This is a genomic window from Pelomonas sp. CA6 (assembly GCF_022549225.1).
Lineage (GTDB): Bacteria > Pseudomonadota > Gammaproteobacteria > Burkholderiales > Burkholderiaceae_C > Roseateles.
The window spans coordinates 195,213-213,084 of sequence record NZ_JAKZFD010000010.1; the positions used below are offsets into that span (position 1 = coordinate 195,213).

The window sequence follows — 17,872 nt, forward strand, 5'->3', positions numbered from 1 at the left end:
CACCATGGACTCCCACCTGATTCAGGGCAACCGGCGCAGCCTCGCCGGCTTTGTGCCGCAGCACTTCGGCTGGCGCCAGGAGGGCACGGTCGGCGTGATCACGCTGAACCGGCCCGAGCGCAAGAACCCGCTGACCTTTGCGTCCTATGCCGAGCTGCGCGACCTGTTCCGTACCCTGGCCTATGTGGACGAGGTAAGGGCCCTGGTCGTCCAGGGCGCGGGCGACAACTTCTGCTCCGGCGGCGATGTGCACGAGATCATCGGCCCGCTGACCCAGATGGCCATGCCCGACCTGCTGGCCTTCACGCGCATGACCGGCGATCTGGTCAAGGCGATGCGCGCCTGCCCGCAGCCCATCATCGCGTCCATCGACGGCGTCTGCGCCGGGGCCGGCGCCATCCTCGCGATGGCCTCAGATCTGCGTGTGGGCACGGCGCGCAGCAAGACCGCCTTCCTGTTCACCCGTGTGGGCCTGGCCGGCTGCGACATGGGCGCCTGCGCGCTGCTGCCGCGCATCATCGGCCAGGGGCGTGCGTCGGACCTGCTGTACTCCGGCCGCTCGCTGGGCGGCGAGGAGGCCCACAGCTGGGGCTTCCTGAACCGGCTGGTCGAGCCCGAGCAGCTGCTGGCCAACGCCAGCGCCTGGGCCGCCGAGATCGCCAAGGGCCCCAGTTTCGGCCACGCGATGACCAAGCGCATGCTGCACCAGGAATGGGCCATGGGCGTGGACGAGGCCATCGAGTCCGAGGCCCAGGCCCAGGCCATCTGCATGATGACGCAGGACTTTCATCGTGCTTACCACGCCTTTGTGGCGAAGCAGCGCCCCGAGTTCGAAGGCCATTGATGCCGGTGACCCCAGACCCGCGCGCCGCCGTGGCACATGACCGCGGCCATGCCGGAACGGCGACGCCGCAGGAGACACGACATGCATCTTGAACATCTGGACTGGCCTTTTTTCGACGCCAAGCACCGCGAGTTGGCGGCGGCACTGGAAGCCTGGTGCGGGCAGCACCTGGACGCTCATCCGCACGGCGACGTGGAGGTGGACGCGCACTGCCGATCGCTGGTGGCGCTGCTGGGGCAGGGCGGCTGGCTGAACCATGCGGTGGCCGGTGAGGGCCAGGCCATCGACACGCGCGCGATCTGCCTGTTGCGCGAGACCCTGGCGCGCCACAGCGGCCTGGCGGACTTCGCCTTCGCGATGCAGGGCCTGGGCTCGGGGGCGATCTCGCTGGCCGGGTCGGCGGCGCAGCGCGAGCGCTACCTGCCGCGCGTCGCGCGCGGCGAGGCGCTGGCGGCCTTCGCGCTGTCCGAGCCGCAGGCGGGCTCCGATGTGGCGGCCCTGCAGTGCAGCGCCCGTGACGACGGCGACGCCTATGTGCTCAACGGCGAGAAGACCTGGATCTCCAACGGTGGCATCGCCGACTTCTACGTGCTCTTCGCGCGCATGGACGAGGGCGCGGCCGCGGGGGAGGGGCCGCCGCGCAGCACCAAGGGCATCAGCGCCTTCATCGTCGACGCCGGCCTGCCGGGCTTCGAGATCGCCGAGCGCATCGATGTCATCGCGCCCCACCCGCTGGCGCGCCTGCGCTTTCGCGACTGCCGGGTGCCCAAGTCGCAGCGCATCGGCGCCGAGGGTGAGGGCTTCAAGATCGCGATGCGCACGCTGGACGTGTTCCGCACCTCGGTGGCGGCGGCGGCGCTGGGCTTTGGCCGCCGCGCGCTGCAGGAGGGCCTGGCCCAGAGCCAGGCGCGGCCCATGTTCGGCGCCCGCCTGGCCGACCTGCCGCTGACCCAGGCCAAGCTGGCCGACATGGCCTGCACGATCGACAGTTCGGCGCTGCTGGTCTATCGCGCTGCCTGGCTGCGCGACCAGGGCCGCAACATCACCCGCGAGGCGGCCATGGCCAAGCTGATGGCGACCGAGGGCGCGCAGCGCGTGATCGACGCGGCGCAGCAGCTGCATGGCGGGCGCGGCGTGCGCCGCGGCGAGATCGTCGAGCAGCTCTACCGCGAGATCCGCGCGCTGCGCATCTACGAAGGCGCCAGCGAGGTGCAGCAGTTGATCATCGGGCGCGAGCTGCTGAAGAAGGGCTGAACTCGCGCCACTCACGCAGAACAACGGGGACTCATCCATGGCCATCACCGCACACCGCGACACCTTTGCCCGCGACCATCTGCCCCCGCCGGAGCAGTGGCCGGACCTGGTCTTCGAGCTGCCGGAGCTGCAGTTCCCCGAACGCCTGAACTGCGCCGCGGAACTGCTGGACCGCTGGGTGGCCCAGGGCCAGGGCGAGCGTCCCTGCGTACAGGGCCTGCACCTGGGCGAATGGGTGTGCTGGAGCTATGCCGAGCTGCAGGCCCAGGCCAACCGCATCGCCCATGTGCTGGTGCGGGAGATGGGCGTGCAGCCGGGCAACCGCGTGCTGCTGCGTGGCGCCAACTCGCCGATGATGGCGGCCTGCTGGTTCGCGGTGATGAAGGTGGGCGCGATCGCCGTGGCCACCATGCCGCTGCTGCGCGCCAAGGAACTCGGCCAGGTGATCCAGAAGGCCCAGGTCAGCCATGCGTTGTGCGACGCGCGCCTGGCCGAGGAACTGGTGCTGGCGGGCAGCCAGTGCCCCGAGCTGCGCGAGCTGGTGTACTACGGCGGCGACGGCGACGCCGCGCTGCAGGCCCGCGCGCAGCGCCAGCCGGCGCACTTCGACACCGTGGACACGGCCGCCGACGACTGCTGCATCATCGCCTTCACCTCGGGCACCACCGGCCAGCCCAAGGGCACCATGCATTTCCATCGCGACGTGATGGCGATCTGCCGCTGCTGGCCGCCGCACTGCCTGCGGCCGAACGCGGACGACATCTTCATCGGCAGCCCGCCGCTGGCCTTCACCTTCGGCCTGGGCGGGCTGCTGCTCTTTCCGCTCAGCGTGGGCGCGTCCACCGTGCTGCTGGAGAAAGCCTCGCCCGACCAGCTGCTGCCCGCCATCGCGCGCCACCGCGCCACCGTGTGCTTCACCGCGCCCACCAGCTACCGCGCGATGGCCGGCGAGGTGAATCGGCATGACATCGCCAGCCTGCGCAAATGCGTCAGCGCCGGAGAGGCGCTGCCGGCCGCGACGCGCCAGCTGTGGAAGGACGCCACCGGCATCGAGCTGATCGACGGCATCGGCGCGACCGAGTTGCTGCACATCTTCGTCTCGCACGACGAGCACAACGCCCGCCCCGGCGCCACCGGCAAGCCGGTGCCGGGCTACCGCGCCTGCATCCTGGACGACGACGGCCGGCCGCTGCCGCCGGGGCAGGTCGGTCGGCTGGCGGTGAAGGGGCCCACGGGCTGCCGCTATCTGGCCGACGAGCGCCAGCAGGCCTATGTGCAGAACGGCTGGAACCTGACCGGCGATGCCTACCTGATGGACGAGGACGGCTACTTCGTCTACCAGGCGCGCACCGACGACATGATCATCTCCGGCGGCTACAACATCGCCGGTCCCGAGGTGGAGGCCTGCCTGCTCGCCCACCCCGCGGTGGCCGAATGTGGCGTGATCGGCGTGCCCGACGAGGCGCGCGGCCAGATCGTCAAGGCCGTGGTGGTGCTCAAGCCCGGCGTGCAGGCCGAGCTGACCCAGGACCCCGTGCTGATCCGCGCGCTGCAGGACTTCGTCAAGGCCAGCATCGCGCCCTACAAGTATCCCCGTGCGATAGAGTTCCGCGCCAGCCTGCCGCGCACCGAAACCGGCAAGTTGCAGCGCTTCCGCCTGCGCGAGAGTGCCTGAGTCGCCCACCGGCGTTGCGCTTCTGCAGTACCCCTGACGAACCCGCTTCAACAAGGAGACCGCGATGATCACTGGGATCAAGAAGACTGTGGCCGGCGCGCTGATGCTGGCCGCGCTGGCGCCGGCCCAGGCCGCCGACAAGGTGAAGGTGGGCATGCTGTCCACGCTGTCCGGCCCCGGCGCGGGGCTGGGCGTGGACATCCGCGACGGCTTCCAGCTCGGCCTCAAGCACCTGGGCGGCAAGTTCGGCGAGCTGCCGGTGGAAGTGGTCACGGCGGACGACCAGCAGAACCCCGATGTCGCCAAGCAGACCGCGGAGCGCCTGCTCAAGCGCGACAAGGTGGACTTCATGACCGGCGTCGTGTTCTCCAACATCATGCTGGCCGTCGGCCCCAGCGTGTTCGCCGCCCGCGTGCCCTATGTCTCGGCCAACGCCGGGCCCTCGCAGTACGCCGGCGAGCAGTGCAACCCCTATTTCTTCAACGTGGCCTGGCAGAACGACAACCTGCACGAAGCGGTCGGCAAGGTGGTGATGGACAAGGGCTTCAAGAAGGTCGTGGTGCTGGCGCCCAACTACCCGGCCGGCAAGGACGCCGTGGCCGGCTTCAAGCGCTACTACAAGGGCGCGGTCGCCGACGAGATCTACACCAAGCTGGGCCAGCTGGACTACTCCGCCGAGCTGGCGCAGGCACGCGCGGCCAAGCCCGATGCGATGTACATCTTCCTGCCCGGCGGCATGGGCATCAACTTCATCAAGCAGTTCGTCGGCGCCGGGCTGTCCAAGGACGTGACCCTGTTCGGCCCCGGCTTCTCGGCGGACGAGGACGTGATCCGCGCGGTCGGCGAGCCCATGCTGGGCATGTTCAACAGCTCGCACTGGGCGCACGACATGGACAACGCGGCCAACCGCCGCTTCGTCGCCGACTTCCAGAAGGACTACGGCCGCCTGCCTTCGCTGTACGCCTCGCAGGGCTATGACGCCGCGCTGCTGATGGCGGCCGCGGTGCGCGACGTGAAGGGCCGGATCGAGGACAAGCCCGCGCTGCTGAAGGCGCTGAAGGCGGCGCGCTTTGAATCGGTGCGCGGACCTTTCCGCTTCAACAGCAACCAGTACCCGGTGCAGGACTACTACCTGCGCGTGATCGGCAGGGACGGCCAGGGCCGCGTCACCAACAAGAGCCTGGGCCGCATCTTCAGCAACCATGCCGACGCCTATGTGTCGGCCTGCAAGATGCCCTGAGCCCAGCGCCGCAGGCACACCGCACATGGACTGGATCCTGATCGCCGAGCAACTGCTCAACGGGCTGCAGTTCGGGTTGATGCTGTTCCTGCTGGCGGCCGGGCTGACCCTGGTCTTCGGCATCATGGACATGATCAACCTGGCGCACGGCTCGCTGTACATGGTGGGCGCCTACCTGGCCGCCGCCGCGACGGCGGCCAGCGGCTCCTTCGTGCTGGGCGTGGCCGCGGCGCTGGCTGGCACCGCGGCCGTGGGCATGCTGCTGGAAACCGCGCTGCTGCGCCGCCTCTACAGCCGCGACCACCTGAGCCAGGTGCTGGCCACCTTCGCGCTGATCCTGATCCTCAACGAGGGCGTGCGCATGGTCTGGGGCGCGCAGCCGGTGATGCTGAACATGCCCGCCGCGCTGTCCGGGCCGGTGGAGCTGCTGCCGGGGCTGATGTATCCGGCCTACCGGCTGCTCATCATCGCGGTGGGCCTGGCCGTGGCGCTGATGCTCTACCTGCTGGTCACGCGCACCCGCGTGGGCATGTGGGTGCGCGCGGGCGCGTCGAACCGGCCCATGGCCCTGGCGATGGGTGTCAACATCCGGGCGCTGTTCACCGCGGTCTTCGGCTTCGGCGCGGCGCTGTGCGCGCTGGCCGGCGCGCTGCTGGGGCCCATCCTGGCGGTGCAGGTGGGCATGGGCGAGAGCATCCTCATCCTCGCCTTCGTGGTGATCGTGATCGGCGGCATCGGTTCGATCCGCGGGGCACTGGTCGGCTCGCTGCTGGTCGGGCTGGTCGATACCTGCAGCCGCACGCTGCTGCCGGCGCTGCTGCGCGCCCATGCGTCGCCCGAGGTGGCGTCCAACCTCGGGCCGGCGCTGGCCTCCATCCTGATCTATGTGCTGATGGCGGCGGTGCTGTTCTGGAAACCGCGCGGCCTGTTCCCGGCGCGCGGCTGAAGGGGATCCGGCGATGAACACGCACACCGCATGCCGCTCACCGTCCCGCGCGTTCGGGCGCCCGCGGCTCGGGCCGCTGGCGGCGCTGGTGCTGCTGGGCCTGCTGCCGCCGCTGCTGGAGGCGCTGGGGCTGGACTTCTACATCGGCGTGGCCACGCGGGTCCTGATCTTCGCGATCGCGGCGGCCAGCCTGAACCTGATTCTGGGCGAGGGCGGGCTGGTGAGCTTCGGCCACGCCGCCTTCCTGGGGCTGGGCGCCTACACGGTGGGCATCCTGATGGACGCCGGCATCGGTTCGGCCTGGATCGCATGGCCGGCGGCGATGCTGGTGTCAGGTCTTGCGGCGGCGCTGGTGGGTGCGGTGAGCCTGCGCACGCGCGGCGTCTACTTCATCATGATCACGCTGGCCTTTGCCCAGATGTTCTATTACCTGATGGTCTCGCTGAAGGCCTATGGCGGCGAGGACGGGCTGGCGCTGGCGCAGCGCAGCGCGCTGCCGGGGCTGGACCTGCAGCAGGACGCGCAGCTGTACTGGGTGGTGCTGGCCCTGGCCGCCGCGGCGCTTGCGCTGCTGGCGCGCTGGACCGGGTCGCCCTTCGGCTGGCTGCTGCGCGCTGCGCGCGAGAACGAGCCCCGCGTGTCCGCGCTGGGCGGCGAGGTCCTGCGCGTGCAGTGGCTGGCCTTCGTGCTGGCCGGCGCGCTCGCTGGGCTGGCGGGCGCGCTGCTGGCCAATCTCAACGGGCTGGTGACGCCGCACATGATGCACTGGTCGCAGTCCGGCCAGCTGATGGTCATGGTGATCCTGGGCGGCGCCGGCGCGCTGTGGGGCGGGCCGCTGGGCGCGCTGGTCTTCCTGCTGCTGGAGGAGCTGCTGTCGGGGCTGACGCTGCACTGGCAGATGGGGCTGGGCCTGATCCTGCTGGCGGTGGTGTTGTGGGCGCCGCGGGGGCTGGCCGGGCTGCTGGCGCGGAGGCGCGACCATGGCTGAGTCGCTGCTGCGGGCGCAGGGCCTGGTCAAGCGCTTCGGTGCGTTGCGCGCGACCGATGGCGCCAGCTTCGAGGTGCGCGAGGGCGAGGTGCATGCGTTGATCGGCCCCAATGGCGCCGGCAAGACCACGCTGATCCACCAGCTGTCGGGCGCGCTGCGTCCGGACGAGGGGCGGATCCTCTTCGACGGGCAAGACCTGACCCGGGCCGGCATGGCCGCGCGGGTGCGCGCCGGTCTGGTGCGTTCCTACCAGATCACCAGCATCTTCCGCCGCGACACGGTGCGCGACAACCTGGTGATGGGCCTGCTCGCCGCGCGCGGCGGCTGGCCGTCGCCGTGGCGGCGCGTGCGTGCCGATGCGTCGCTGCACGCCGAGGCGGATGCGCTGCTGGCGCACATCGGCCTGGCCGCGCAGGCCGGGCGCGTGGCCGGCACGCTGGCCCATGGCGAGCAGCGTCAGCTGGAGCTGGGCCTGGCCCTGAGCACACGGCCGCGGCTGTTGCTGCTGGACGAGCCCATGGCCGGCATGGGGCCGGACGAATCCGAGCGCATGGTGGGTCTGCTGCAGGCGCTGCGGCGGCAGACGACGCTGCTGCTGGTCGAGCACGACATGGACGCGGTGTTCCGCCTCGCCGACCGCATCTCGGTGCTGGTCTCGGGCCGCATCATCGCCAGCGGCACGCCGGCACATGTGCGCGAGCATGCCGAGGTGCGCAAGGCCTACCTCGGCGACGAGCTGGTGTTCGAGGCGGCGCTGGACGCCGGCGCGGCAGGGGGAGGCCCATGAGCGAGGCCTTGCTGGAAGTCGAAGGCCTGCAGGCGGCCTACGGGGCCTCGCAGGTGCTGTTCGGGCTGGACCTGCGCATCGCGCCGGGCGAGGTGGCCACGCTGTTGGGCCGCAATGGCATGGGCAAGAGCACCACGCTGCGCTGCCTGACCGGCTGGATGGCGCCCCGCGGTGGCCGCATTCGCCTGGCCGGCGAGGACATCACCGGCTGGAGCGCCGACCGCATCGCGCGCCTGGGGCTGGCCATCGTGCCAGAGGGGCGGCAGTGCTTTCCCAACCTCAGCGTGCTGGAGCATCTGCAGGCCTTCGCCGCGAACCGCAGCGGCAGCCGCGATCCCTGGACGGTGGAGCGGGCCTTCGCGCTCTTCCCGCGCCTGAAGGAGCGGGCGCAGAACCTGGGCACCCAGCTGTCCGGTGGCGAGCAGCAGATGCTGGCCATCGCGCGCGCGCTGGTCACCAACCCGCGCCTGCTCATCCTGGACGAGGCGACCGAGGGCCTCGCGCCGCTGATCCGCGAGGAGATCTGGCGCTGCCTGGACCAGATCCGCGCGACGGGGCAGACCATCCTCGTCGTCGACAAATACGTGCAGCGCCTGATCCGGCTCGCCGACCACCACACCATCCTGGAACGCGGACGCCCGGTGTGGCGCGGCGCGTCCGCCGAACTCGATGCCAGCCCCGAGCTGTGGCACCGCTACCTGGGCCTTTGAACCTCGCCATGAACGACACCGATTCCGCGCCCGCGACGGGCTGGCACTTCGAGCGGACGCAGCGCGTGCGCTTCGGCGAATGCGACCCGGCCGGCATCGTCTTCTTCCCGCGCTATCACGAGATGCTCAACGCGCTGGTCGAGGACTGGTTCACCGAGGGCCTGGGTATCGACTACGCCGACCTGATCGGTCCGCGCCGTGTCGGCCTGCCCACGGTGAGGCTGGAAAGCGATTTCCTGCGCGTCAGCCGCATGGGCGACGCGCTGACGCGGCGGCTGCGCGTGGCGCGGCTGGGCGATCGTTCGATGACGCTGCAGGTCGAGTTCGCCGGCGCCGACGGCGTGCGCGCGCGCTTTGCGCAGGTGCTGGTCTGCACCTCGCTGGTGACCCACGCGGCCCAGCCCTGGCCGGCGGACCTGCGCGCGGCGGTCGACGCGGCCATGGACGCGACGCCGAACGAACCGTCGCTCCCCTGAATCATCCCGAAAACCCAAGGAGCTGTACCCGATGAATGCCACCAAGACTCTTTTGCAGCCGCCCGGTTGGGCGGAACCGCGCGGCTATGCCAACGGCGTCGCCGCCACTGGCCGCTGCGTGTTTGTCGCCGGGCAGATCGGCTGGAACGCGCAATGCCAGTTCGAGAGCGACGACTTCATCGCCCAGGTGCGCCAGACCCTGCTCAACATCAAGGCCGTGCTGGCCGAGGCGGGCGCCGCGCCGGAGCACATCTGCCGCATGACCTGGTATGTGCTGGACAAGAAGGAATACCTGGGCCGTGGCCGCGAGGTCGGCCAGGTCTACCGCGAGGTGCTGGGCCGCGAGTACGGCGTCGCGATGAGCGCGGTGCAGGTCGCGGCGCTGATGGAGGATCGCGCCAAGGTGGAGATCGAGGTCACCGCCATGCTGCCCTGAGGCCGCGATGCCCGCCGTCCGCCACCGTTCAGCGCGCCGGTGCCAGCGCGAGAAAGCGCTCGCGCAGCGCCGAGGCCTCGTCGCGCCGCCAGGCCGCGAAGACCTGCGAGGGCGCGATGTCTTCCTCGATGGGGCGGAACACCGCGCCCTGCACGCCAGCCTGGCGGAAGGACGCGGGCACGATGGACACGCCCATGCCCTGGGCCACCAGCAGCACCACGGACAGCCAGTGCCGGCCCTCGTGCTGCAGACGCGGATAAAAGCCCTGCTGGCGGCAGGCCTCGACGATGCGGGCGTGGTAGTCCGGCGAGCCCCGGCGCGAGAACAGGATGAAGGGCTGCTCGCGCAGCCCGGCGAGCGAGACCTTGCGCGAGCGCGCCGCCGCATGGTCGGCGGGCAGGCAGGCCATGAAGGGCTCCTGGTAGAGCGGCTGGTGCGCCAGCGCCGGCGGCAGCCGGTCCGTGTGCACCAGCGCCAGGTCCAGCTCGTGCTGCAGCAGCGCCTCGATCTGGTCCTGCGAATTCAACTCCACGACGACCACCTCCACGCGCGGATGGCGTGCCTGGAAGCGGTGCAGCCAGTCGGCCAGCCCGTGGAACAGCGTGGAGCCGACGAAGCCCAGGCGCAGCCGGCCGCGTTCGCCGGATTCGACCTCGCGCGCCAGCGCGCCGGCTTCCTCGGCGCCGTCCAGCAGCGCGCGGGCGCGCTCGCGGAAGGCGGCGCCGGCCGGGGTCAGACGCACGCCCTTGCTGTCACGGTCCAGCAGCCGCGCACCGACCGCCGCTTCCAGCTGCTGGATGTTGACCGACAGCGGCGGCTGCGAGATCGCCAGCCGTTGCGCCGCGCGGCCGTAGTGCAGCTCCTCGGCCAGAACGAGGAAGTAGCGCAGGTGGCGGAACTCGAAGTTCATAGGATATTCGTATCGTCGGAATGCTTTATTGAATTGGACACGAATGGACGCGCTATTGATACTGGCGCATGCACGCGGCGCGCCGCACAGCTCTCGCAGGACTACACAAGGAGATGACCATGGCTGACAAGGCCCGATTCCAATGGGACGACCCGCTGCTGCTGGACCAGCAGCTCAGCGATGACGAGCGCGCGGTGCGCGATGCGGCGCGCGCCTACTGCCAGGACCGGCTGGCGCCGCGCGTGCTGGAGGCCTTCCGCCACGAGAAGACCGACGCGGCCATCTTCCGCGAGATGGGCGAGCTGGGGCTGCTGGGCCCCACGATTCCCGAAGCCTACGGCGGCGCCGGGCTGAACTACGTCTGCTACGGGCTGATCGCCCGCGAGGTGGAGCGGGTGGATTCCGGCTACCGCTCGATGATGAGCGTGCAGAGCTCGCTGGTGATGGTGCCCATCCATGAGTTCGGCAGCGAGGCCACCAAGCAGAAGTACCTGCCCAAGCTCGCCAGCGGCGAATGGATCGGCTGCTTCGGCCTGACCGAGCCCAACCACGGCTCGGACCCCGGCTCCATGGTCACGCGCGCGCGCAAGGTGGATGGCGGCTACAGCCTCACCGGCGCCAAGATGTGGATCACCAACAGCCCGATCGCCGATGTCTTCGTGGTCTGGGCCAAGGACGACGGCGGCCAGATCCGAGGCTTTGTGCTGGAGAAGGGCTGGAAGGGCCTGAGCGCGCCGGCCATCCATGGCAAGGTGGGGCTGCGCGCCTCCATCACCGGCGAGATCGTGATGGACGAGGTGTTCTGCCCCGAGGAGAACGCCTTCCCTGAGGTGCGCGGGCTGAAGGGGCCGTTCACCTGCCTGAACAGCGCACGCTACGGCATCGCCTGGGGCGCGCTGGGCGCGGCCGAGTTCTGCTGGCATACCGCGCGTCAGTACACGCTGGACCGCCAGCAGTTCGGCCGGCCGCTGGCGGCCAACCAGCTGGTGCAGAAGAAGCTCGCCGACATGCAGACCGAGATCACGCTGGGCCTGCAGGGCTGCCTGCGTCTGGGGCGCATGAAGGACGAGGGCACGGCGGCGGTGGAAATCACCTCCATCATGAAGCGCAACAGCTGCGGCAAGAGCCTGGAGATCGCCCGCACCGCGCGCGACATGCTGGGCGGCAACGGCATCAGCGACGAGTTCGGCATCGCGCGCCACCTGGTGAACCTGGAGGTGGTGAACACCTACGAGGGAACGCACGACATCCACGCGCTGATCCTGGGCCGCGCGCAGACCGGCATCGCGGCGTTCTGATCCTGCTGGGGCGCCGGGCCGCGAGGGCCCGGGGCCCTTAGCCGGTCGTCGCGTCGAAGGGGGCGGTGGCCGTACCCTGGTGGAAGACCAGGCGCCAGCCCAGGCGCGCGTCGTGCCGCCACAGCGAGGCACGCAGCGAATGCCGCTCCAGCGCGCCGCCGGGCGCCCGGTGGGCGCTGCGGTAGCGCAGCAGCACCAGGTCGTCGCCCAGCGGCTGCAGCACGAAGTCCTGGGCATGGATGTCCACGGGCTCGGCTTCGGCCAGCATGCGCAGGATGGCCGGCCGGTCCCAGGCGCGCCCGGAGCGTCCGTGTTCGCAGAACTCGGCGTCCAGCAGCTGTTCGAAGCGCCCGGGCGAGTGCTCGGGCCGGTGCAGCTCGCGCTCCAGCGCGATCAGCGTGTCGCGCAAGTCCGGCGGCACGGTCGTGGCGAGCATGGGTGGCCGGCCGTTCAGCGGCTGCCGCGCGCGGCGCGCAGCCGGCGCAGCAGTGGCTCGTTCAGTTCACGGGTTTGGCGGTTCCAGCGCGCGCTGCTCTTGTCCAGTTCGGTATCGAGCTGCGCCGCCAGCGCGGCCTCGCCCGCCGCATGGGCCCAGATCGCGAGCTCGGTCTTGGCCGCGAAGCTGCCATGGCGCTGCTGGGCGTCCTCCAGCATGGCGCGTGCCTCGGCCAGCCGGTCGAGGCCGGTCAGCGCGCGTCCATGCAGCAGCGCCACCTCCTCGCGCCGGAACTCGGGCCGCTCCTGCTGCAGCGCGCGCAGATGGGGCAGGGCCTCGGCATGGCGGCCGCACTCGACAAAGGCGCAGGCGGCGCCGTAGCGGATGTCGGGGTCGGATGCGAAGGGCCCCACCAGGCAGCGCTCATAGGCCTGCGCCGCCTCCTGGCCGCGGCCCAGCGCCAGCAGCGCCGCGGCCAGGCGCATCTGGTTTTGCGCCGTCGGGGTGTCGTCCAGCGCGGCGCGCGCCTCGCGCAGCTCGCGCTCCGGATCCAGCGCGCGGGCCGCTGCGCCCAGGGCCTTGACGGCACCGCGCTCCAGCCGCGAATTGGGCAGATAGATGGCGAAGAAGTACACCAGGCTGCCCAGCAGCGGGAAGGCGAAGAGGATGAAGAGCCAGTACATCTGCTGGCGCGTTTTCACCGCATGGATGGCGCACAGCAGCGCGATCACGACGTGCAGGCCAAGGCCGGCAAATGGCATGGAGTCCTCCCTGTTCGATCTCTGTCTTGGTCTTGGGGCGCCGCCGCCGCAGGCCCGGCGGAATTATGCCGGGGCGTCGGCGCCGCAGCAGGCCAGCCAGGCGCGCATCAGCCGCGCCTCGGCGCGTTCGCGCAGGCAGTAGAGGTACTCGCAGACCTCGGGCATGGGGTCGGCAAAAGGGCGCACGAGCAGGTCCGGGCTGCTGCCGGTCTCATGCGCGGCGAACACGCTCAGGCCCAGTCCCAGCCGCACCGCCTCGCGCAGCGCTTCGCGGCTGGCAATCTCCAGTGTGTCGCGCGGCCGCAGCCCGGCGGCCTCCATGGCCTGTTCGGTCAGCGTCCGCGTCATCGAACCGCGTTCGCGCAGCAGCAGGGTCTGGTCGGCCAGCGCGGCCAGCGGCACGGCCGCCAGCGCCGCCAGCGCGTGGCCTTGCGGCAGCAGCAGCACCAGCGGGTCGCGTCCCAGCTCCAGGCGCTGCAGGCGTGGGTCTTTTTCCAGATGGGAGGAGGTGACCACGTCGACCTGGTAGCTCAGCAGCGCCTCCATCATCTGGCGCGAGTTGCCGGACGCCACGCTGATGTCCACCCGCGGATGGCGGGCGCGGAAGCGCTGCAGGATCTCCAGCAGGTAGTAGGGCGCGGTCGCGCCCAGGCGCAGGCTGCCGCCGCTCAGCTCGGCGCTGTTGCGCAGCGTGAACTCCAGGTCCAGTTCCTGCTGCAGCAGCGCGTCGACGCGCGGCAGCAGGCGCGCGCCGGACTCGCTGAGGCTGAGCCGGCCGCCGCTGCGGCGGAACAGCTCCAGCCCGTACTGCTCCTCCAACGCGCGGATCTGCGTGGTCACCGTGGGCGCGGACAGCTCCAGCTGCTTGGCCGCCAGCGTGATCGATCCCAGCCTGGCCACGGCGTAAAAGGCCTTCAGCTGGTTCACCAGCACGCTCAATTTCCTGCCCCAAAAGCGCCAAAACGGGCTTCATTGTTTTTCCGTTCCTTGACGCAGTCGTGACATGTTGGATTCCTACAGTGCCGGGCACACCCCGACGGTGATGGAGCACACACGCATGAAGACACTGAAGACCGCGATCCGCGCCACGCTGGCCGGCCTGTCGCTGACGCTGGCCGCCGCGGGCGCGGCCTGGGCCCAGGGCAAGACCGAGCTGCTGGTCTACACCGCGCTGGAAGCCGACCAGATCAAGGCCTACAAGGCCGCGTTCGAGCAGGACCACCCGTCCATCGAGCTGAAGTTCGTGCGCGAGAGCACCGGCATCGTCACCGCCCGGCTGCTCGCCGAGAAGGCCAACCCGCAGGCCGACGCGATCTGGGGCCTGGCCGCCACCTCGCTGATGCTGCTGGACAAGGAAGGCATGCTGGCCGCCTACGCGCCCAAGGGGCTGGAGCAGGTGCGCCCCAGCATGCGCGATCCGCGCGCCCAACCCACCTGGGTGGGCATGGACCTGTGGTCCTCGGCGGTCTGTTTCAACACCGTGGAGGCCGAGAAGCGCAAGCTGCCCAAGCCGCAATCGTGGGCCGACCTGACCCTGCCGGCCTACAAGGGCGCGATCACCATGCCGCACCCGGCCTCCAGCGGCACGGGCTATCTGATGGTTTCGGCCTGGCTGCAGATGATGGGCGAGGCCAAGGGCTGGGCCTTCATGGACGCGCTGCACCAGAACATCGGCGTGTACACGCACAGCGGCTCCAAGCCCTGCAAGCAGGCCGGCGCCGGCGAGTTCCCGGTGGGCCTGTCCTTCGAGTACCGCGCCAACAAGACCAAGCGCGAGGGCGCGCCCATCGACATCGTCTTCCCCAAGGAAGGCCTGGGCTGGGACGTCGAGGCCACCGCGATCATGAAGACGAGCAAGAAGCAGGACGCCGCGCGCGCGCTGGCCGACTGGGCGGTGACGCGCAAGGCCAACGAGCTGTACGCGAAGAACTTCGCTGTGCTGGCGCTGCCCACGGTGCAGGAGCAGCTGGAGTTCGTGCCGCAGGACCTGGACAAGCTGCTGGCCAAGAACGACTTCCACTGGGCCGCGGCCAACCGTGACCGCATCCTCGCCGAGTGGTCGCGCCGCTACGAAGGCAAGGCCGAGAAGAAGCAGTGAACGCGCGACGGACCCGGCAGGTGAACTCCCATGCTGCAGATTGAACAGCTGAGCAAGCGCTTCGGCACGCAGACGGTGCTGCGTGGCATCGACCTCACGCTGGCGGCGGGGGAGTTCGTCAGCCTGCTGGGGCCGTCGGGCTGCGGCAAGACCACGCTGCTGCGCCTGGTCTGCGGCATCGAGACCGCCGAGCGCGGCCGGCTGCTGCTGCAGGGGCAGGACATCACGCGCTGGAGCGCCGCGCAGCGGCGCTTTGGCGTGGTGTTCCAGTCCTATGCGTTGTTTCCCAACATGACGGCGCGCGAGAACGTCTGCTACGGCCTGCAGGCGTTGAGCCGACGCGAGGCGCAGGCGCGCGCCGACGAGATGCTGGCGCTGGTGGGCCTGGGCGAGCAGGCGCACAAATTCCCCGCGCAGCTCTCCGGCGGCCAGCAGCAACGCGTGGCGCTGGCCCGCGCGCTGGCGCCGCAGCCGCGCCTGCTGCTGCTGGACGAGCCGCTGTCGGCGCTGGACGCCCAGGTGCGCCAGGGCCTGCGGAGCGAGATCCGCCGCCTGCAGCAGCGCCTGGGCATCACGACGCTGATGGTCACCCACGACCAGGACGAGGCGCTGGCCATGTCCGACCGCGTGGTGCTGATGCACGAGGGGCGCATCGCCCAGCAGGACCGGCCGCAGGCGCTCTATGAGCGGCCGGCCAGCCGCGAGGTGGCCGGCTTCGTGGGCCGCATGAACTGGCTGGAGGGCCTGGTGGTGGCCGAGAACCGCGTGCGCGTGGGCACCGCGCTGCTGGACGCCGACACCTGCGCCTACAAGACCGGCAGCCCGGTGCTGCTGGGCTTGCGCCCCGAGGCCCTGCGCCTGCACGCGCAGGGCGACCTGGCGGTGCTGCTGAGCGAGCTGGTCTTTCAGGGGCCGTGGACGCGGCTGCTGCTGCGCTGCGAGGCGCTGCAGACCGAGCTGGAACTGGAACTGCCCAGCGAGCAGGCCGCCGCCCTGCAGCCGCGGCTGGAATGCGGCATGCCGCTGCGCATCGCCGCGGCGCCCGGCGCCATCCATCTGTTCGAACTGCCGCTTTCGATGCGGAGGGCGGCATGAGCGCGCCGGGCCGCTCCCAAGCGCGAATCCCGGAGCGCGCAGCGCGGAGGGACCATCCAGCCCACGCGCCGGGCCGCTCCCAAGCGCGAATCCCGGAGCGCGCAGCGCGGAGGGACATCCCATGAGCGCAGTGCTCCCGGGCACCGCGCAAGACCTGGCCGGACCAGGCCGCGCTGAGACCACCGGCCCCGCGCCATCGCCAGGCGCCATGCTGGAGCCCTGGCTGCTGCGCGCGCTGCTGGCGCTGGGGCTGTTGCTGCTCGGGCTCGCGGTGCTGGCGCCGCTGGCCAGCCTGGGCTGGCGCAGCCTGCTGGACGCGCAAGGCCAGTTCGTCGGCCTCGCCAACTTCCAGGCCTACCTGGGCGGCGGGCGGCGGCTGGAGTCGCTGACCAACAGCCTGCTGCTGTCGGCGCTGTCGGCCAGCCTCTGCGTCGGGTTGGCCTATGGCTATGCCTGGGCGCTGACCCACTGCCGGCTGCCGGCCGCGCTGCTGTGGCGCGCGCTGGCGCTGCTGCCGCTGCTGGCGCCGTCGCTGCTGGCAGCGATCGGGCTGGTGTACACCTTCGGCCAGCAGGGACTGCTGAAGGAGCTGCTGGTGCTGCTGGGCCTGCCCGGGCTTTACGGGACCACGGGCATCGTGCTCGGTTCGGTGCTGTGGACCTTCCCGCATGCGCTGCTGATTCTCGGCACCGCGCTGTCCAGCCGCGACGCGCGGCTGTACGAGGCGGCTCAGTGCCTGGGCGCGGGGCCGTGGCGGATCTTCGCCACCGTGACCCTGCCGGGCAGCCGCTACGGGCTGCTGATGGCCTGGGTGGTGGTCTTCGTGCTGGTCATCACCGACTTCGGCGTGCCCAAGGTCGTCGGCGGGCAGACGCCCATGCTGGCGACCGACATCTACAAGGAGGTGGTGGGCCAGCAGAAGCTGCACATGGGCGCCGTCGTGGCTTTGTTGCTGCTGCTGCCGGCGGCGCTGGCCTTTCGCGTGGAGCAATGGCTGCGCGCGCGCCAGGCGGCCAGCCTGGGTCTGCGCGCGGTGCTCCATGTGCCGGAGCGCCGCGCGCTGCGCGATGGGCTGGCGCTGCTCTATGTGGCGGGCGTCGCCGTGGCGCTGGCGGGGGTGTTCGCGGTGGCCGTCTATGCCTCCTTCGCCACCTACTGGCCCTACCGGCTGACGCCCACGCTGGCGCACTACGCCTTCGACATGAGCGATGGCGGCGGCTGGGCCGCCTATGGCAACTCGCTGAAGCTGGCGCTGTGGACCGCGGCGGCGGGCACGCTGCTGAGCTTCGTGCTGGCCTGGCTGGTGGACAAGCCGCGTGGGCTGGCGCCCGGGCGCGGGCTGCTGCATGCCATGGCCACGCTGCCCATGGCCGTGCCGGGGCTGGCGCTGGGGCTGGGCTACATCCTCTTCTTCAACGCCCCCTGGAACCCGCTGCGCGGGCTCTACGGCAGCCTGGCGCTGCTGGTGATCTGCACCGTGGCGCACTTCTATTCGGTGGCCCACATCACCCAGCTGTCGGGGCTGCGCCAGCTGGACGGCGAATACGAGCTGGTGGCGCAATCGCTGGGCCAGCCCTTCTGGCGCCAGCTGTGGCGTGTGCATTTGCCAGTGGCACTGCCCACGCTGGTGCAGGTCGCGGGCTACTTCTTCGTCAGCGCGCTGACCACGGTGTCGGCGCTGGTCTTCCTGTACACGCCGTCCACCGAGCTGGCCGCGATCGCGGTGCTGGCGATGGACGACGCCGGCGACACCGCGCCGGCCGCCGCGATGGCGACGCTGCTGTTCGCCACCGCGGCGCTGGGGCGCGGGCTGATCGCGCTGCTGGGGCAGGGGCTGGTGCAGCGGACGCAGAGGTGGAGGGCAAAGTGAGTGAGGCCCCCCGCCCCCGGGGTACCGGGGACGGCCCCCCGAGGGGGC

Annotated in this window: 18 protein-coding genes; 14 read left to right on the top strand and 4 right to left on the bottom strand. The window is 70.8% G+C overall.

Translation table 11 applies throughout. The features are described from left to right. Positions 1 to 4 precede the first annotated feature (4 nt). The 10 genes from LZ017_RS17285 (at position 5) to LZ017_RS17330 (ending at position 9,356) form a co-directional block, all read left to right on the top strand. Complete coding sequence (locus LZ017_RS17285; RefSeq protein ID WP_241398140.1) at positions 5 to 844, top strand: enoyl-CoA hydratase family protein; 840 nt, start codon at positions 5 to 7, stop codon at positions 842 to 844. Positions 845 to 925: 81 nt separating this feature from the next. Beyond that, positions 926 to 2,098, top strand: a complete 1,173-nt coding sequence (locus LZ017_RS17290) for an acyl-CoA dehydrogenase family protein (RefSeq protein WP_241398141.1) — start codon at positions 926 to 928, stop codon at positions 2,096 to 2,098. Positions 2,099 to 2,135: 37 nt separating this feature from the next. After that, entirely contained in the window at positions 2,136 to 3,773 is a 1,638-nt protein-coding gene (locus LZ017_RS17295) for an AMP-binding protein (RefSeq protein ID WP_241398142.1), read from the top strand. Positions 3,774 to 3,837: 64 nt separating this feature from the next. Continuing rightward, positions 3,838 to 5,013 carry an ABC transporter substrate-binding protein gene (locus tag LZ017_RS17300; RefSeq protein ID WP_241398143.1) on the top strand — a complete coding sequence of 392 codons (1,176 nt, stop codon included), beginning with the start codon at positions 3,838 to 3,840 and terminating at the stop codon, positions 5,011 to 5,013. Between the two features lie 25 nt (positions 5,014 to 5,038). Beyond that, positions 5,039 to 5,959, top strand: coding sequence for a branched-chain amino acid ABC transporter permease (locus tag LZ017_RS17305; RefSeq protein WP_241398144.1), 921 nt, complete (start codon positions 5,039 to 5,041; stop codon positions 5,957 to 5,959). 13 nt (positions 5,960 to 5,972) lie between these two features. Then, positions 5,973 to 6,947, top strand: coding sequence for a branched-chain amino acid ABC transporter permease (locus LZ017_RS17310; protein ID WP_241398145.1), 975 nt, complete (start codon positions 5,973 to 5,975; stop codon positions 6,945 to 6,947). Then, positions 6,940 to 7,734, top strand: a complete 795-nt coding sequence (locus LZ017_RS17315) for an ABC transporter ATP-binding protein (protein ID WP_241398146.1) — start codon at positions 6,940 to 6,942, stop codon at positions 7,732 to 7,734. Before LZ017_RS17310 ends, LZ017_RS17315 begins: the two co-directional genes overlap by 8 nt. Then, positions 7,731 to 8,444, top strand: a complete 714-nt coding sequence (locus tag LZ017_RS17320; protein ID WP_374109940.1) for an ABC transporter ATP-binding protein — start codon at positions 7,731 to 7,733, stop codon at positions 8,442 to 8,444. The genes LZ017_RS17315 and LZ017_RS17320 overlap by 4 nt, the downstream gene beginning before the upstream one ends. Before the next feature lie 8 nt (positions 8,445 to 8,452). Next, on the top strand, positions 8,453 to 8,920 hold the full coding sequence (locus LZ017_RS17325; RefSeq protein WP_241398147.1) for a thioesterase family protein: 468 nt from the start codon (positions 8,453 to 8,455) through the stop codon (positions 8,918 to 8,920). 31 nt (positions 8,921 to 8,951) lie between these two features. Further along, a complete protein-coding gene (locus LZ017_RS17330; protein ID WP_241398148.1) occupies positions 8,952 to 9,356 on the top strand; it encodes a RidA family protein in 405 nt (134 codons plus the stop codon). Positions 9,357 to 9,384: 28 nt separating this feature from the next. On the opposite strand, the gene LZ017_RS17335 is transcribed toward LZ017_RS17330, so the two are convergent. After that, positions 9,385 to 10,266: a LysR family transcriptional regulator gene (locus LZ017_RS17335; protein WP_241398149.1), complete on the bottom strand. Its 882-nt coding sequence runs from the start codon at positions 10,264 to 10,266 to the stop codon at positions 9,385 to 9,387. A 119-nt stretch (positions 10,267 to 10,385) separates the two neighbouring features. Here LZ017_RS17335 and LZ017_RS17340 point away from each other — a divergent pair, with 119 nt between their 5' ends. Continuing rightward, a complete protein-coding gene (locus LZ017_RS17340; RefSeq protein ID WP_374109941.1) occupies positions 10,386 to 11,564 on the top strand; it encodes an acyl-CoA dehydrogenase in 1,179 nt (392 codons plus the stop codon). A gap of 37 nt (positions 11,565 to 11,601) precedes the next feature. Here the strand turns inward: LZ017_RS17340 and LZ017_RS17345 are convergent, their stop codons facing one another. The 3 genes from LZ017_RS17345 to LZ017_RS17355 all read right to left on the bottom strand — a co-directional run bounded on the left by LZ017_RS17345 (position 11,602) and on the right by LZ017_RS17355 (position 13,694). After that, complete coding sequence (locus tag LZ017_RS17345) at positions 11,602 to 12,000, bottom strand: DUF4440 domain-containing protein (RefSeq protein WP_241398151.1); 399 nt, start codon at positions 11,998 to 12,000, stop codon at positions 11,602 to 11,604. Positions 12,001 to 12,014: 14 nt separating this feature from the next. Beyond that, the gene (locus LZ017_RS17350; protein WP_241398152.1) at positions 12,015 to 12,761 is read right to left on the bottom strand and encodes a hypothetical protein; all 747 of its coding nucleotides are present in this window, start codon (positions 12,759 to 12,761) and stop codon (positions 12,015 to 12,017) included. Positions 12,762 to 12,824: 63 nt separating this feature from the next. Next, a complete protein-coding gene (locus LZ017_RS17355) occupies positions 12,825 to 13,694 on the bottom strand; it encodes a LysR substrate-binding domain-containing protein (protein ID WP_241398153.1) in 870 nt (289 codons plus the stop codon). Between the two features lie 124 nt (positions 13,695 to 13,818). Here LZ017_RS17355 and LZ017_RS17360 point away from each other — a divergent pair, with 124 nt between their 5' ends. The 3 genes from LZ017_RS17360 to LZ017_RS17370 all read left to right on the top strand — a co-directional run bounded on the left by LZ017_RS17360 (position 13,819) and on the right by LZ017_RS17370 (position 17,824). Further along, a complete protein-coding gene (locus LZ017_RS17360; protein ID WP_241398209.1) occupies positions 13,819 to 14,859 on the top strand; it encodes a putative 2-aminoethylphosphonate ABC transporter substrate-binding protein in 1,041 nt (346 codons plus the stop codon). 30 nt (positions 14,860 to 14,889) lie between these two features. Next, positions 14,890 to 15,954 carry an ABC transporter ATP-binding protein gene (locus tag LZ017_RS17365; RefSeq protein WP_241398154.1) on the top strand — a complete coding sequence of 355 codons (1,065 nt, stop codon included), beginning with the start codon at positions 14,890 to 14,892 and terminating at the stop codon, positions 15,952 to 15,954. Between the two features lie 121 nt (positions 15,955 to 16,075). Then, on the top strand, positions 16,076 to 17,824 hold the full coding sequence (locus LZ017_RS17370) for a putative 2-aminoethylphosphonate ABC transporter permease subunit (protein ID WP_374109942.1): 1,749 nt from the start codon (positions 16,076 to 16,078) through the stop codon (positions 17,822 to 17,824). Positions 17,825 to 17,872: the final 48 nt, after the last annotated feature.